At 65.4% G+C, this 15,279-nt stretch carries 17 protein-coding genes and 1 pseudogene; 14 read left to right on the top strand and 4 right to left on the bottom strand.

The window, feature by feature from the left end; genetic code table 11:
• Positions 1–4 precede the first annotated feature (4 nt).
• Positions 5–733, top strand: coding sequence for a tRNA (guanosine(37)-N1)-methyltransferase TrmD (gene trmD / locus BLW44_RS10825; protein WP_060925856.1), 729 nt, complete (start codon positions 5–7; stop codon positions 731–733).
• Here the strand turns inward: trmD and BLW44_RS10820 are convergent.
• Positions 730–1,323, bottom strand: a complete 594-nt coding sequence (locus tag BLW44_RS10820) for a histidine phosphatase family protein (RefSeq protein WP_060925857.1) — start codon at positions 1,321–1,323, stop codon at positions 730–732. The genes trmD and BLW44_RS10820 overlap by 4 nt on opposite strands.
• Positions 1,324–1,392: 69 nt before the next feature.
• On the opposite strand from BLW44_RS10820, the gene BLW44_RS10815 reads away from it, so the two are divergent.
• Together BLW44_RS10815 and BLW44_RS10810 are read left to right on the top strand one after the other, a co-directional pair.
• Positions 1,393–2,130 (top strand): class I SAM-dependent methyltransferase, encoded by a 738-nt coding sequence (locus BLW44_RS10815; RefSeq protein ID WP_060925858.1) that lies wholly within the window; start codon positions 1,393–1,395, stop codon positions 2,128–2,130.
• Positions 2,127–2,573: a pyrimidine dimer DNA glycosylase/endonuclease V gene (locus BLW44_RS10810; protein ID WP_060925859.1), complete on the top strand. Its 447-nt coding sequence runs from the start codon at positions 2,127–2,129 to the stop codon at positions 2,571–2,573. Before BLW44_RS10815 ends, BLW44_RS10810 begins: the two co-directional genes overlap by 4 nt.
• A gap of 27 nt (positions 2,574–2,600) precedes the next feature.
• Here the strand turns inward: BLW44_RS10810 and map are convergent, their stop codons facing one another.
• A complete protein-coding gene (gene map / locus BLW44_RS10805) occupies positions 2,601–3,383 on the bottom strand; it encodes a type I methionyl aminopeptidase (RefSeq protein ID WP_060925860.1) in 783 nt (260 codons plus the stop codon).
• Between the two features lie 134 nt (positions 3,384–3,517).
• Here map and BLW44_RS10800 point away from each other — a divergent pair, with 134 nt between their 5' ends.
• The 8 genes and pseudogenes from BLW44_RS10800 (at position 3,518) to BLW44_RS10765 (ending at position 11,852) form a co-directional block, all read left to right on the top strand.
• Positions 3,518–4,006: a hypothetical protein gene (locus tag BLW44_RS10800; RefSeq protein ID WP_060925861.1), complete on the top strand. Its 489-nt coding sequence runs from the start codon at positions 3,518–3,520 to the stop codon at positions 4,004–4,006.
• A gap of 182 nt (positions 4,007–4,188) precedes the next feature.
• Positions 4,189–4,536 carry a 50S ribosomal protein L19 gene (gene rplS, locus BLW44_RS10795; protein WP_060926035.1) on the top strand — a complete coding sequence of 116 codons (348 nt, stop codon included), beginning with the start codon at positions 4,189–4,191 and terminating at the stop codon, positions 4,534–4,536.
• Positions 4,537–4,654: 118 nt separating this feature from the next.
• A complete protein-coding gene (gene lepB, locus BLW44_RS10790; RefSeq protein WP_060925862.1) occupies positions 4,655–5,389 on the top strand; it encodes a signal peptidase I in 735 nt (244 codons plus the stop codon).
• Entirely contained in the window at positions 5,386–6,045 is a 660-nt protein-coding gene (locus BLW44_RS10785; RefSeq protein WP_060925863.1) for a ribonuclease HII, read from the top strand. The genes lepB and BLW44_RS10785 overlap by 4 nt, the downstream gene beginning before the upstream one ends.
• 47 nt (positions 6,046–6,092) lie before the next feature.
• Positions 6,093–6,419, top strand: coding sequence for a DUF2469 family protein (locus BLW44_RS10780; protein ID WP_060925864.1), 327 nt, complete (start codon positions 6,093–6,095; stop codon positions 6,417–6,419).
• A 101-nt stretch (positions 6,420–6,520) separates the two neighbouring features.
• A complete protein-coding gene (locus tag BLW44_RS10775; RefSeq protein WP_060925865.1) occupies positions 6,521–6,883 on the top strand; it encodes a YraN family protein in 363 nt (120 codons plus the stop codon).
• Positions 6,880–7,803: pseudogene (locus BLW44_RS10770) on the top strand (ATP-binding protein); the annotation flags it as partial. The gene BLW44_RS10775 and the pseudogene BLW44_RS10770, both read left to right, overlap by 4 nt.
• Positions 7,804–7,892: 89 nt before the next feature.
• Complete coding sequence (locus BLW44_RS10765; RefSeq protein ID WP_060925866.1) at positions 7,893–11,852, top strand: hypothetical protein; 3,960 nt, start codon at positions 7,893–7,895, stop codon at positions 11,850–11,852.
• A gap of 106 nt (positions 11,853–11,958) precedes the next feature.
• On the opposite strand, the gene BLW44_RS10760 is transcribed toward BLW44_RS10765, so the two are convergent.
• Positions 11,959–12,189, bottom strand: coding sequence for a hypothetical protein (locus tag BLW44_RS10760; protein ID WP_139305275.1), 231 nt, complete (start codon positions 12,187–12,189; stop codon positions 11,959–11,961).
• Positions 12,190–12,411: 222 nt separating this feature from the next.
• On the opposite strand from BLW44_RS10760, the gene BLW44_RS17515 reads away from it, so the two are divergent.
• The 3 genes from BLW44_RS17515 (at position 12,412) to BLW44_RS10745 (ending at position 14,317) form a co-directional block, all read left to right on the top strand.
• The gene (locus tag BLW44_RS17515) at positions 12,412–13,167 is read left to right on the top strand and encodes a DUF4145 domain-containing protein (protein WP_082724454.1); all 756 of its coding nucleotides are present in this window, start codon (positions 12,412–12,414) and stop codon (positions 13,165–13,167) included.
• A 393-nt stretch (positions 13,168–13,560) separates the two neighbouring features.
• Complete coding sequence (locus tag BLW44_RS10750; RefSeq protein WP_139305274.1) at positions 13,561–14,106, top strand: hypothetical protein; 546 nt, start codon at positions 13,561–13,563, stop codon at positions 14,104–14,106.
• On the top strand, positions 14,099–14,317 hold the full coding sequence (locus BLW44_RS10745) for a hypothetical protein (RefSeq protein WP_060925870.1): 219 nt from the start codon (positions 14,099–14,101) through the stop codon (positions 14,315–14,317). Before BLW44_RS10750 ends, BLW44_RS10745 begins: the two co-directional genes overlap by 8 nt.
• 139 nt (positions 14,318–14,456) lie before the next feature.
• Here BLW44_RS10745 and BLW44_RS10740 read toward each other — a convergent pair whose 3' ends face one another.
• On the bottom strand, positions 14,457–15,188 hold the full coding sequence (locus BLW44_RS10740; RefSeq protein WP_060925871.1) for a hypothetical protein: 732 nt from the start codon (positions 15,186–15,188) through the stop codon (positions 14,457–14,459).
• Between the last annotated feature and the right edge of the window lie 91 nt (positions 15,189–15,279).

The raw sequence follows: 15,279 nt of genomic DNA, 5'->3' as shown, positions 1-15,279 counted from the left end.
CTCCGTGCGCATCGACGTCCTCTCGATCTTCCCGTCGTACTTCGACGGGCTGACGCTCTCCCTGCTCGGTAAGGCGCGCAGCGCCGGCATCCTCGATCTGACCGTGCGGGATCTGCGGGACTGGACGTCGGATCGTCACCGCACGGTAGACGACACCCCGTACGGGGGTGGTGCCGGGATGGTGATGAAGCCGGAGCCGTGGGCGCTCGCGCTCGACGAGCTCGCCGCGCGGCCTGACGACGCTGCGCACGCGGGCGACGCCGAGCAGAACAGACCCACGATCATCTTCCCCTCGCCTGCCGGTGAGGTCTTCACGCAGGCCACGGCGCGGGATCTCAGCTCCCGCGAACACCTGATCTTCGGATGCGGCCGGTATGAGGGCATCGACGAGCGCGTGTTCGAGTACGCCGCTGCCCTCGGCGAGGTGCGCCTGATCAGCCTCGGCGACTACGTCCTCAACGGGGGAGAAGTCGCGACGATGGCGATGATCGAGGCCATCGGTCGGCTGATCCCCGGTGTGGTCGGCAATCCCGAGAGCCTCGTCGAGGAGTCTCACGAAGACGGGCTGCTGGAGTACCCGTCGTACACGAAGCCCTCGACGTGGCGCGAACGTCCGGTGCCCGAGGTGCTGCTGAGCGGCAATCACGCGGCGATCGCCGCGTGGCGTCGCGACCAGCAGATCGAGCGCACTCGTACTCGTCGCCCCGATCTGCTGCCGGGCGACGACTCCTAGAGGATCGTCTCCACCCCGTGGTCGATGTCGAACACGACGTCGTGGGGATGGCGCAGGCCGAGCGCGGACCCGATGTCAAGCCCTCTGAGTTCCGCGCGGACCATCCGGCCGATCATCTCGTGCGTCACGATCACCGGTGTCCCTGTGGCGGCCCACCCGCAGGCTGAGAGGGCTCGGCGTGCACGGGCCCTGGCCTGAGCGTAGCTCTCGCCCCCAGGGAACGCCCACCCGTACCGATTGGCCGCCCTCTCTTCCCGAGCGGCGGGGAACCGCTGGTCGACCTCGTCCCACGTCAGCCCTGCGAGGTCGCCGTGATGGACGTCGGCGAGTTCCGGCACCTCGATGAGCTCCGCACCGAGCAGGTCGGCGATGATGCGGGCCGTGCTCATCGCGCGTCCGAGCGGGCTCGAGCAGACTGTCATGATTCCGCGACCGTGGAGTCGTCGCGCGATGACGTTCGCCTGCCTGATTCCGTCCTCGGTGAGGGCGGAATCCAACTGACCGTGCAGGCGGTGCTCTCTCTCCCACTGTGTCTGGCCGTGTCGGACCAGCAGCAGACGCTCCGGTACGTGACGGTCCTGCGGGATCATGCCCCCAGGATGGCACAGCGGAGCCGCACCCGCCCCGGGGGAACCTCGTACGGCTGATAGCGTCTGAGCATGGTGGACGAGGTGCTGGCGAAGTCGTTCGAACAGATCGGCGCGGACTACGACCGCTATAGACCGGGGTTTCCCCCGGCCGCGGCCGAGCTGCTCGCCCCGGGGAACGTCGACGCGATCCTCGACCTCGGCGCCGGTACGGGCAAGTTCACCGAGCTGCTGACCGATCGCGCGGCGCACGTGATCGCCGTCGAGCCGTCCGAGGCGATGCTCGGCATCCTCCGGACGAAGCTGCCGCGGGTCGAGACTCTCCTCGGAACCGCGGAGAGCATTCCGATCGCCGACGCCGCAGTGGACGTCGTCTCGGTGGCACAGGCGTTCCATTGGTTCGACCGGGCGGCGGCCTGTGCAGAGATCGCGCGGGTGTTGAAGCCGGGAGGTGTGCTGGGCCTGCTCTGGAACCACTCCGATCCGACCAGCAGATGGGACAGGGCGGCGCATCGGATCGCTCACCCGGCGGTGGGGGAGTCGGATGGCACCACGACGAGTGCTGCGGACGAGCTCCCTGGTTTCGACCATGTCGGCGCGACCCAGCTGCGATGGACCGAGAGGATCCGACGAGTCGACTACCTGAAGCGCTGGATGACGGTGAGCACGTTCCTCGTCGCAGGCCACGACGAGCGGAACGCGATGCTCGCGGCGATCGAAGCCGTGCTCGACTCGGACCCGGAGACGCAGGGACGTGAGGCGTTCGACCTGCCGATCGTGACCGACGTGTTCGTCTACCGGCGCACATGAGGATCTGGTCCTTGCATCCGCGCTACCTGGACCGTCAGGGGCTCGTGGCCTGCTGGCGCGAGACGCTGCTGGCGCAGGCGGTGCTGGCCGGGCGCACCACGGGATACATGAACCATCCGCAGCTTCAACGATTCCGATCGGCCCCTGACCCTCTGGAGGCCGTCGGGTCGTACCTGCACGCGATAGCCGTCGAGGCCGAGGTGCGCAGCTACCGCTTCGACCGGGAGCGCATCGACAGGCGCGATGCGCGTGATGAAGCCATGCTGTCGGTGACCACCGGGCAGCTCGCCGCGGAATGGAGCCATCTCAGGGCGAAGCTGACCGTACGCAACCCCGATGTGCTCGCGCTCTGGGCGACCGTGACGGTGCCGGACCCGCATCCGCTCTTCCGCGTCCTCGAAGGGCCCGTCGCTTCTTGGGAACGGGCGACGCCGTCGGGGTGACGGCCGCCGCGGGACGATGGCTCTGCGTCAGTGGACGCCGAGGAACGAACGGTCGGTCAGGATGATCGGTCCGTCGGCCGTGACGGCCACGGTGTGCTCGGAGTGAGCGCCGCGTGAACCGTCGACGCTGCGCAGCGTCCATCCGTCCGGATCCGTGACGAGCTCGTCGGTCGTCTGCAGCAGCCAGGGTTCGAGGGCGAAGACGAGGCCCTCCCGAAGGGGGAATCCGCGACCGGCGCGGCCGTCGTTCGGCACGTGCGGGTCGCCGTGCATGATGCGTCCGACGCCGTGCCCGCCGAAGTCGGTGTTGATCGAATACCCCTCGCCGTGCGAGACGGCGGCGATCGCGGCGGAGATGTCACCGATCCGGTTGCCGACGGTCGCAGCGGCGATGGCGGCGTCGAGTGCGCGCTCGGTCGTCTCGATGAGCCGGAGGTCCTCGTCGCGCGGCGCGCCGACGACGAAAGAGACTGCGGAGTCGGCCACCCAGCCGTCGACCGAGACGGCGAAATCGAGCGATACCAGATCGCCGTCACGCAGGGTGTAGTCGTGGGGGAGACCGTGCAGGACCGCGTCATTGATCGAGGTGCAGATGACCTTCCCGAACGGACTGGCTCCGAAGGAGGGGTGGTAGTCGATGTAGCAGGACTCCGCACCGGCCTTGCGGATCATGTCGTGCGCGCGGCGATCGATCGACAGCAGATTCGTGCCGACCTTCGTCTCATCTCGCAGGGTCGCCAGCGTCTCGGCCACGAAGCGACCGGCGGCGCGCATCTCGTCGATCTCGGCAGGGGTGCGCAGTTCGATCATCGGGGTGTCCTCTCGTCCCCTCCATTCTCCCCGATGCCGCAGCGGCTCGGCGTCCGCTCGGCATCGGCGCAAGCGGCGAAGTGCTCACAGCGAACACTCTGACCTGTCGCATCGCCGAGTCGTACGATCGTCACATGTGGTTGCGTCAGGCCTTCTTCCGGTGGTTGATCCCCGCTGCGTTCCTGCTGCCACTGTGGCTGCTGATCGGCTGGGGCGTCTTCCAGGGCGGCTGGGCCATCCTCTGGGTGCTGTTCATCGCCATCCCCTCGGTCTTCGTGGGGCAGCTGCTTCTCACGCTGCTGACCCGTTCGCGCCCCTCGGTGCGCGCCGAACGCGCGGTCTCCTGGTGGGATGTCGGCGGTTTCGCGCTCTGGCACGGCCTGACCATCGCGGTCGGCTTCTTCCTCGACGGGGCTTTCGGCTGGCTGCTCGCCGCCGCTGTCGTCGTCGGGATCGGCCTGGTGTGGCTCCAGCTCTGGCAGCTGTGGAGCGAAGCGAAGGGCAGTGGAGCGCGGCTGCGCGAGACCATCTCCTGGTCGACGGTCCCCGGTGTCGACGAGCCGTCGGTGCCAACCCGCGCGCACGAGGTGATCGTCGTCCGCGAGAGCGACGCACGCGACTGAGCACGAGGCACCGCTCCGTTTTGGCGCGGCGGATCATCCGTGGCAGAATGGGTGTTTGTGCCGTGACCGGTTCTGCCTCAGGGGAACCCGCGGACGCTTCGGCGCCGTTCAGCACACACCTCCATCTTGTTCCTTCCTGAAATCATGCATCCGACCTGAGGCGAGTGCAGAGAGAGACGATCATGCAGATCCTCGACGCCGTCGACGCAGCATCCCTGCGCTCGGACGTTCCCGTCTTCCACCCCGGTGACACGGTCAACGTGCACGTCAACATCACCGAGGGCAGCCGCTCCCGTATCCAGGTCTTCAAGGGCGTCGTCATCGGCCGCCAGGGCGATGGTGTGCGCGAGACCTTCACCGTTCGCAAGATCAGCTTCCAGGTGGGCGTCGAGCGCACCTTCCCGGTGCACTCGCCGGTGATCGACCACATCGAGGTCGTCACCCGCGGCGACGTGCGTCGCGCGAAGCTCTACTACCTCCGCCAGCTGCGCGGCAAGAAGGCGAAGATCAAGGAGAAGCGCTTCAACTGACGCGCAGGTTCTCCACAGCACCCCGGGACACGATGTCCCGGGGTGCTGTGTTCTCCCCGGGGTGTGCGACCCTTGTTAGTGCCGTCTCCGAGCGGTGCGAGACTGTGAAGGAACCTTGATGACGACTGACTCCGCCGCCGCGCCCACGCCTCCGACCAAGCGGCGTCGAGGGTTTTTCATCTTCCTGCGGGACGTCCTCGTCATCATCGTGATCGCGGCGCTCGTCTCGTTCATCGTCAAGACGTTCATCGTGCGGTCGTTCTACATCCCCTCGGCGTCCATGGAGCGCACGCTCCTCGTCGACGACCGCATCCTCGTCGACGAACTGACGCCCCGATGGACCGGCTACGAGCGCGGCGACATCGTCGTCTTCAAGGATCCGGGCGGATGGCTCGATGCACAGCCGCAGGCCCCGGCGCAGCCACCCCTGATCCAGGCCGTCGACTGGGTGCTCACCGTCGTCGGGATCTCGGCGACGGACTCGCAGGACCACCTCGTCAAGCGCGTGATCGGACTCCCCGGCGACCACGTCGTGTGCTGCAACGCACTCGGTCAGATCACGGTGAACGATGCTCCGATCGATGAGCTCGACTATCTCAACCTGCCCGAGGGCGACACCGCAGCGTCGAACGATCCGTTCGACGTGGTCGTACCGGAGGGCTCGCTGTGGCTGATGGGCGATAACCGGGACCGCTCGCGTGACTCCCGAGCGCACCAGGACCTCCCCAGCGGAGGCTTCGTGCCGCTGGAGAACGTCGTCGGGAAGGCGTTCCTCACGACCTGGCCCTTCGATCGGATGGGGACCATCGACGGCCACCACGACAGCTTCAACGGCGTCCCGGATCCGAAATGACCGTCGTCGCGCCCAAGCTGACGCTGGAGCGGCGCCTCCTCGGCGAGTGCGACCTCATCATCTCCCTCGACGAGGTCGGTCGGGGCGCACTGGCGGGTCCGGTCGCCGTCGGTGCGGCGGTGATGGATGCCGCAGGCGCACGGCGCCGCGTGCCGGAGGGACTGAGGGACTCCAAGCTCGTCACCGAGCGGCGTCGACCCGAAGTGGCCGCACGAGCCGCTTCCTGGGTACAGGCCTCCGGCGTGGGGTGGGTCAGTGCGGCGGAGGTCGATGAGGTCGGCATCATGCGCGCTCTCGGTCTCGCGGCGTCCAGGGCCGTGCTCAGCGTCGTCGAGCAGGGGGTCTCGACCGCCGGCGCCCTCGTGCTGCTCGACGGCAATCACGATTACGTCTCGGCCGTCCATCCCGCGCCGTTGCGGGTCCGACCGGTGATCAAGGCCGACCGCGACTGCGCCTCGGTGTCCGCGGCGTCCGTGATCGCGAAGGTCGCCAGAGATGCGTACATGGGGGACCTCCATGAGGGGCATCCCGACTACCAGTGGAACCGCAACAAGGGCTATGCGAGCCTCGAGCACCGTGACGCGATCCGCAGCCTCGGGCTCTCGCCACATCATCGATCTTCGTGGGCGATCGCGGATGTCCCCACACTGTTCTGAGGCTCCGTGCGGCATCCGCCCACGGCCGACTCTAGGATGGAGTCATCATGGATGAGGAAGCCTTCGACGATTACGACCGCGAGCTTGAGCTCGCGTTGTTCCGCGAGTATCGCGATGTCGTCCTGCAGTTCCAGTACGTCGTCGAGACCGAGCGCCGGTTCTACCTGGCGAACGAGGTCAACGTCGTGCGCCGCGACACCGAGCACGACTTCTACTTCGAGATCTCGATGACAGACGTCTGGGTGTGGGACATCTACCGCGCCGACCGGTTCGTCAAGGCCGTGCGCGTGCTCACCTTCAAGGACGTGAACGTCGAGGAACTCCAGCGTCGCGAGTTCGAACTGCCGCAGGAGCTCTCGCTCGACGGCGAGTGACCCGTTCTGCACCGTTCGGCTCTCTGACGGACTCTGCACTCTCTGCGGACGATTCCGCGCCCCTGGCCTGCCGCAGCCTCGCGCAACGCGAAGCTGTGCGCATGGCAGCGAAAGACGATCTCGGCAGAGCCGGTGAAGACCGGGCGGTGCGGTACCTGAGCGACGCGGGGTACGAGGTGCTCGACCGCAACTGGCGGTGCGCGCAGGGCGAACTCGACATCGTCGCGCGCCGCGGCGAATGGCTTGCAGTCGTCGAGGTGAAGACCAGGCGGTCGCTGGCGTACGGGCATCCCCTCGAAGCAGTGGACGCGCGCAAGCGCCGTCGGCTGTGGCAGCTCGCCCATGCGTGGGTGCTCGATCATGGCGATCGTGTGCAGGGGCTGCGGATCCGCATCGATCCCATCGGCATCGTCGGGATGGATCCGGCGGTCGGTCACCTCGAACATCTCGAGGATCTCTCGTGAGCACGGCTCGCACCTGGGCGGTCGCGCTCACCGGGGTCGATGGTCACCTGGTCGAGGTCGAGGCCGACCTGTCCAACCAGACACCGGACTTCAAGATCATCGGACTGCCGGACAAATCGCTCGGAGAAGCCGTGCAGCGCGTGCACAACGCGTGCAAGAACACCGGGTTGGATCTCCCACGTCGGCGATTGACGGTCAACCTCTCGCCCGCCAGCCTTCCCAAGCAGGGCTCCGCATTCGATCTGAGCATCGCGGTCGCCGCGCTGGCCGCGGGCGGATCCCTGGCGCCGCGGTCGATCACGCGCACCGTGCACATCGGAGAGCTCGGGCTCGATGGGCGGTTGCGCCCGGTTCCGGGCGTTCTGCCGTCCGTCTTCGCGGCGGCGCGAGCGGGGTTCGAGGTGGTGGTCGTGCCGCAGGCGAACGCGGACGAGGCCCGCCTGGTGCCAGGGATCGACGTGCGCGCGGCCGCGACGCTCTCGCAGGTCGCGGTGTGGCACGGTGCCGACGTCGAGGTCCAGGAACTGGATGCTGTCGCGGTCTCTCCGGTGAGCTCGGCGCCGGCGGAGACGCTCGACCTGGCGGATGTCGTGGGGCAGGAGGACGCGGTGCAGGCGCTCGTCGTGGCCGCTGCCGGCGGCCATCACATGCTGCTCAGCGGTCCGCCCGGAGCGGGCAAGACCATGCTCGCGCGGCGGTTGGCCGGCATCCTCCCGCCGCTCACGGAGGAGGAGGCGCTCGAGGTCGCCTCGATCCGCTCGCTGTCGGGAGAATCAGTGCACCGCCTGGGAGCGATGCCGCCGACGGAGTCGCCGCATCACAGCGCCTCCATCGCAGCCCTCGTCGGCGGAGGATCCCGGACCGTCCGTCCCGGAGCCATCTCTCGAGCGCACCGCGGGGTGCTGTTCCTCGACGAAGCAAGAAATGTCTAATCTACAAAACAGGGCCGGTCATCGACCACCTGAGCGGGTCGTGGCGAGAAAGGTCCTCGGGTATAGATGATGGAACTATGCGCGAACTGCTCTCCATCTCCGAGTCTGCAAGGTTCCTTGGAGTCCAGGAGGCGCGCGTGAGAGTACTTGTGCGTGAAGGCCGGTTGAAACCCGTGACCGAGGTCGATCTTGCTGAACCTCAGTTCGCGCGCACCGAGATCGAGCGTTACGCAGATCAGCGCCGAGGTCGGTCCGTGGAGCGCAGTGCTCCGCGAGTTCGTACGGTCGAGCCACAGTTCGTTTCGGCGAACGATATTGCGAGATGGACGGGGCGCATCGCGCAAGACACCGCGCCGGAGCTGATCCGGCGGCTTCTTCGCGCCACGCGAGGAGTTTCCGGCATATCGGTCCGGGCTGGCGATGGTGTCGCGCTCGGGGGATGGGATGGCGTCGCGAAGAGCGATGGAAGTGCCGGGACGTTCTTGCCTGTAGGTGAGCTTGGTATCGAGATCGGCACGACGGGAGACGTCGCAGGAAAAGCGGAGAAAGACTTTCGTAACCGGTTGGCTATCCCAAAATCTGAGCGGGAGAACATTCACTTCGTCTTTGTAACGACGCGCCGGTGGCGCGACAAGGCCGCGTGGGCCGACGATAAGGCCGCCATCGGCGAGTTCGCAAGTGTGAGTGTCCTTGATGCGGATGACCTCGAAGGCTGGCTCCAAGCGGAACGAAACGTGCACATTTGGTTCTCTGAGTTGCTCGGAATGCAGCCACGCGACGTGCAGTCGCTAGAACGCTGGTGGTGCGAGTTCTCCCGCACAACGGACCCAGCGCTGCCCGAGGAACTATTCGATGTCCGCCCTTCACTACCCATAGAACTCGTGGAAGGGTTCTTGACCGGGGCATCAGTGGATGAGGTCTTGATTCTTCGCGGGACGTGGCGAGAACAGGTTCTGGCGACGATGTCTCGCGTATTCACCAAGAGCGATGAGAACGTCACGCCCGTAGTCGTGCGCTCCTCCAGCGCTTGGTCTCGGATGCTGGAGAATGGTTCTCCGCTCGTACTGATTCCACTGTTCGATGAACCAGAAGTCGGCGGCGCGCTGGCGGCAGGCCATCGGGTAGCTCTGATCGCGGGAGCGGACACGCAACTGAGGCAGGGAACGACGGTCATCGATGTGGAGCCGCTTGGGAGATTCGAAGCAGCGCGTGTTCTCGAAGCATCAGGACATAGCAGGATCCGCGCTGAAAGGCTCGCAGCCCTCTTCAGGCGCAGCCCGAAAGCGTTCGTGCGCTCCATCTCGCTCGATCCTCGTGTGCGATCGGCGCTACCGGGCGCGACCGCGGAGGAGAGCAGAATCGCGGCACGTCTCGCTCTCGCCGTGCAGTGGAGCGCCAGTACAGCAGATCGGCGTGTTCTTGAGCGCTTGACGGGGAGCAGCTGGGAGGAGCTGGAGCGTATTCTGTTGACCCAAGAGTCCAGCGACGATCCGATGTTCGTTCGGGCGGGAGAATCGTGGCGCGTTGCCGCACCGGTCGAGTCTTCGGCGGTCCAGTATCCGCGCATAACGACGCACGATCTAGAAATCTGGGTGGCCGAGCTTAGGGACGTGCTTCTAGCGTCACACCCCTTCGACGCGCTGGATCAGACGCAGAGACTGGTGGCTGAGCTTCGGGGAGAGGAACGTCCCCGCTCCAGGACACTCACAGACGGCTTCACGCACGGCTTAGCGTTGATGGCGTTGGTAGAGGAAGAAGTAGCAGGGAGGCGAGGAGAGGATGTCGCTGCAGGAGTCGTTCGCAGCGTCCTGCTTGACGAGGGAGACGTCATCGACTCAGCAGTCTGGCGACAGGTCGATTACGCACTGCCTCTTCTCGCGGAGGCGTCTCCCAATGTGTTCCTAGATGCGGTGCTCGACGATCTCTCTAGCGCGAAGCCAAGTCTTCTTGGGTTCTTCGCTGGCGCTGAGGAACGAGAAACAGACATCTTCTCGGCTACCTCACCTCATGTGTATCTGTTGTGGGCGCTTGAGGTACTCGCGGGCTCCGTCGAGTTCTTCGACGGAGCGATGCGCGCTCTTGCGGCTCTATGCGAGGCAACGCCGCGCAGTAAGTCGGGCAGTTCCGCGTTCGATAGCCTCGTGAACTACCTCTATCCCTGGCTGCGATATTCGGATGCGGGCGCCGAGGCGCAACATGCCGTCATCGACAGGATGATACGTAGACAGCCAGACGTCGCTTGGCGTGTCCTTGCGAGGATCGTTAACATCGGGGATTTCTTTTCGACACAACCAGCTCGCCCGCGATTCCGCGAATGGGGGAGCGGAGATCCGCTGATCCGAGAAGAGGCGTGGGTGCCGGTATTCGACGTTCTGATTAAGCGCACCGTCGAATTTGCTGGGAGCGATCTAGAGCGCTGGACAGATCTGGTTCCGACACTGGACCGCTTGAGCAGTCAGAACTTCGATCTGCTTCTGAGTGGCCTTGAGGACGCTGTTAATGCGGCAGGAACAGCGTCCGCCGCTGCACGTGTCCTCTGGCGTAAGTTGGACGCGGAGATTAGTCGGCACAGAGAACATAGCGAGCAGCATTGGTCTCTCACGGAGACGCAAGTGGAGCGACTCGGGCGCGTCCTCTCCGCTCTTCCCTTGCCGGGCATGGCATCCGAGACCTCGAAGCTTTTCGGTTGGTGGCCGCACATCGACGGAATCGACCGCACAAGCGAAGCTTTCCGTCCGGAATGGCGTCGACTGCAACTTGAAGCGATGGCGGCAGTTCTTGCATCTGGCGGGAGCGAGTTGGAGGAACTCGTCGGTCAAGCTGAAAACCCATACGGGGTTGGGTCAGTTCTTGCGGAGTGGCCAAGCGAAGCACACGACGCGATGATGCTCGGTTGGCTGGAGTCGACCACTGATTCGCACGCGCAGGCGAGTCGGGGATATCTGTCCTGGCGCGCAAATACGGAGGGTGGACGCGAATGGCTTTTGTCTACGATGCGGACGATAGAGTCAGAGCACGGCCAGTCGGCACTTCTCCTTCTCGCCGAACCCGCCGTCGCCATCGACTTGCTCGAGGATCTCGAACCGGAGCTTGCGGACGCCTACTGGCAGAACGTGAACCCCTGGCGGGTAGAGCCAGAGCAAGCCCGCCTCGTTTTCGAACGACTACTGTCGGCTGGTCGTTACGTAGCCGCGCTGCGCTTGCTTGAAATCGCCGACATGCGCGAGGCACAAGGAGGCCCGGTTGGTTTCGAGCTGGCGGATGCAGAGACCGGCCTGAGAGGCATCCTCCGCGGAGACAGCGAGGAGGTCTTGTCCGGTGATGCGCGGCACGTCATAGTTTCTGCCCTCGACTTCCTTCAGAAGCGTGGTGCCGAAGTAGACCTGCTGGCTCCTCTGGAGTTCGCGTTCTTCGCGGCTATCGAGCATTCGTCGCATCATCCTGCTGCGCTGTACCGCGCGCTGCGGGAACGACCGTCTGAGTTCGTGAGCTTGGTGAAAATCTCGACCAGAAGCACTCGCGACGACGACGAGTCGTCGGTGGACACGAGCGTCATTACCACGGCGTGGCGCGTGCTGTCGGAGTGGAATGAACTGCCCGGCACTGACGGAAGCAACTGGGATGCCCAGCCTGAGCAACTTCGCCAGTGGGTGAACACGGCGCGAGACATGCTCACGGCGTCGGGTCGGGCAAGGATCGGTGATGAGAAGGTGGGCGCGGTTCTGGCAACGGGTGCGGGTTCGGCCCAAGAAGGGTGGCCATGCCTAGCAGTTCGAGAGTTGCTAGAAGACCTCGGGTCGCGCGACGTCGAGCAGGGGTTCTACTCAAGCGCCCGCATGGCTCGCGGTATCTATACCAAGTCGGTCTACGAAGGCGGCGTGCAGGAGCGGGAGCTTGCTCAGCGTTTTCGTGACCGCGCCGAGGAATGTCGAGAGTGGCGGCGGACAAGCCGCCTTCTGCGAGCAATCGCTGACGCCTACGAGCGTGAAGCTCGGAGTCAGGACGCGTCCGCAAAATGGGACGAGGACGAACTCTGAGAAGCGGCGGCTTGCCTATCGACCGCGCGATGACACGACGCTCCCGGCGGCGGTTCGCCGGAAGGATGAGACGACCCAGGATGCGCGACGCCTCTGTACGGGCAAGTCACGCCTCGACGAGACATGGGTGGGCGGTTGTCTGGCCTGTCGATCCAGTCGAGATGTAGTGGGCCGCAGCGGCGACCTTGTCGAGGGCATATGCCGACGCCAGCAGTTCGCACGCCTCGACGAGGGTCACGAAGGAAGCTCCGGCGAGTTCAGGCGACTCGGCGAGCACGGAGTCGTATGTGTCGACGACCGGGTCCGGCCAGTGGGCAGGGTGCACAGGGGATGACAAGAGAGCCTCCTCAGAGGGTGTGTATAGCGGTGAGAATGAACTGATCGTGGGTCGGGGAAAGACAGAGTTCTGCGGGCGCGAGCAGGGAGAGGCTATGCCGCTCCGGGCTTTCGTCGGTGGGGTAGGGGGAGTCACCCCCAGGGGTCGACGGGCTGAGCGTCGAGGCGTGACGCAGATGCGCGCCCCGAGTAGGGGCCGCCGCCGACTCAGTAAGCTCATGGCGTGAACAGCTCCGAGCGAATCGAAGACAGTTTCAGTTGTGCGTACTGCGGCGTCGTTGCGCATCAGACGAAGGTCAGCCTCAAGGTCCTCACAGACAACTCCGGAAACTTCGAACCGATCGACCTATCTGACGAGCAAGACGCATACCAACTGACTCAGTGGGGCATGTTCGCTGGTGAGTTGGACACCACCGACGCATGGCGGGCCTATAGCGATGAATCCACATGGTGGGGATCGATCTGCGCCGCGTGTCGACGGCTAACGGTGTGGCGGCAGGATGAACGTCTTCACCCACGCGTGACTGCGGGAATCAAGCCGCCGCACCCGGAGATGCCGGACAAGGCGCGAGAGCTCTACGAGGAGGCGGCGGCTGTGCTGCCGACGTCACGCCGAGCCGCGGCCGCTCTCGCCCGAGCGTCAATGGAGGCGCTCCTCAAGGAGCTCGACGGAACGCCGGGGAGAAAGAACCTGCAGGATCGGCTGGGGGCTCTTCACTCCAAGGTCAGCCCGGAGCTATGGAAAATACTTACCGCGCTCCGAGTGGTCGGCAACGATGCCCTCCATGGCGATGACGATGAACTTGTGACGCTCTATCTCGTCGAAGAAGACTCGGGGGTGGTCCGTGCACTGTTCGCGGCCATTAATGAGGTGGTGCACGAGCTTGTCGCGCGGCCCCGCGAGTGGGAGGAGCTCTACGCCCTCATTCCTGAGAGCAAGCGCGAGGCCGCGGAGCGAGCCACACAGAAGCGCCAGTAAGCGTGTTGTCCAAGAGTCGCGCCCCCAGACGCCGCACGTGTACGAGGGCGGACGCGTCACCGTTGACCGAATCGCTCGGTTCGCCAACGCTCCGCAGGATGAGCAGGTCGCCGCGTTGGCCGAGCGGCCTTGGTCGCGCCGCCACGAGCTTCGGACGCTGGTCAGAGTGCGCAACAGAATCTACGGCTGGCTGACCTGCCCGTCGGTTCGTGGGAGTCGCTCGTCACACCCGAGACGTGGGCGGCTGCACGAGGCTTGCTCGCCGATCCCGTGCGTCGCTCGAACCCGGGCGCGATGCCGAAGTCGCTCCTCTCCGGCATTGCGACGTGCGGAGTGTGCGGCGGCGCGATGAAGGCGGGCGTCATTCGCGACATCCGCTCCTATCGATGCAGCGTGTCGCCGCATCTCAGCCGGAAGCGCGACGACGCCGATCACTTCATCACGCATGTCGTGCTCGACCGGCTGGCGCGACCCGACGCGGCTGAGATCCTTCGCCGAGACGATGCTCCGAACGTTGCGGAGCTCCGCGTGAAGATGCTCGCGAAGCAACAGGGCGAGGCGGACGTCCTCGCGCTCGTCGCGGGCGGGCACACGACGCTCGCAAAGGCCGAGGCCACGCTCCGCGACCTCCGAGCGGAGATGGGCACTCTCGAGGCGCAGATGAGCGACGCGGGGCGCGTGGACGTGCTCGGCGACGTCCTGGGGCGCGCGGAGGGCGCGGGCGACGCCTACGAAGCTCGCGGGACGGCTGTTGCGGAGGCGTGGGCCGCGCTGCACATGGATCGACAGCGGGCGATCGTGCGCGCTCTTCGCTCGATCGAGATGCGGTCGCCGGGGAAGGGGTCACGGGCACCTCGCGACGCTGCGGGGCGACTCGCACACACAGAGGCGACACTCGCACTGACGTGGCACCAGGCGATAGCCTCGGCTCATGTTTGAGACAGGACAAGTCGTCACCACGCCCGAAGGCAAGATCGGGCAGATCGCGCGCCCGCAATCCGGCTCGCGCTTCGACTACTACGACCTCAGCGACGGCGAGATGAATATCGCGGTATACGCAGTGATGCTCGACAGTGGCAAGGTGGAGCACTGGACTGAGGACGCACTCGCCGGCGAGGCGCGCATCCGGCGCTCTGGCTCGCTCGCCTAGGCGCGAGACGCTCTTCGCGTGGATGACTCGATTGCAAGCCTCGCCACATTCCTCTATGCCCTCGGCGCGGTGCTCGCGATAGCGGGACCGGCGATCGCCGCCTTCCGTCTCGTCGGGAAGTACCCCCTCTCGACGCGGTTCAACCGCCAGTCCACACCCGCAACAGGTAGCCGATGAAGCCGGCGATTGGCGTCGTGATCACTGCGACGATCGCTCCCGCACGGGCGTTCCGGAGGCGCTCTCTGACTTCGGACCGAGAGGCTTCTCGGAAACGAGCTCCGAACTCCTTCATTTTTGTCCGATCGCTCATGCGCCGGGCCAGAAGCACCGCACCGACCCACAGAGCTACCATGAGCGTCAGCGCGAATAGCACCGAGGCGAGATTCGCGGCGCTCGTGGCAAGCGCAACGAACCCAAGTGCAGTAGCGGCGACGGCGAACGCGATCGGAGCAACCGGTAGCACTCGCTGCCAAACGGGGCGCAGCCGCCCCGTCCCATTGAGGTGCCCGACCACTCGCGAAACCAACTCGCGGTCTACGTTGCGGCTGTCGACGCGGAGAGAAAAGTCGCTACGGAAGTCGATGCTGATGTACTGCTCATCTGGGTCGTAGTTCCGTGGCGTCTCTAGAAACAGGTACCGTCTCTCGTGGCCACTCAGCTGGTGAATGTCGTCGACGCTCACTGGGGAGTCGTCGGGCTCGGCGAGACCAGGTTCGAGGATTCGAATCTTGAGCCGAGGATCGAGGGTGCTCGGGCCAAGGCGAATCATCCGTTCGACGTCTTTGACGACATCGATGTCGAAGGTCATTGGGTGCAGGAGTGCCCCGTTCTCCCATCGCACGGTCTCACCGAACAGCCAGCGTATCGCCATTCCGTGATCCTATCGATGATGGAACCTATGTCTTAGACACTGCATTTGACTCGCGTGGACCATGGCGGACCTCGCGGGCGTCGACCGCCCC

The organism is Microbacterium hydrocarbonoxydans (assembly GCF_900105205.1).
Classification (GTDB): domain Bacteria; phylum Actinomycetota; class Actinomycetes; order Actinomycetales; family Microbacteriaceae; genus Microbacterium; species Microbacterium hydrocarbonoxydans.
The sequence above is the reverse complement of the archived record's forward strand: the minus strand, read 5'-3'. Positions and strand labels throughout refer to the sequence as shown.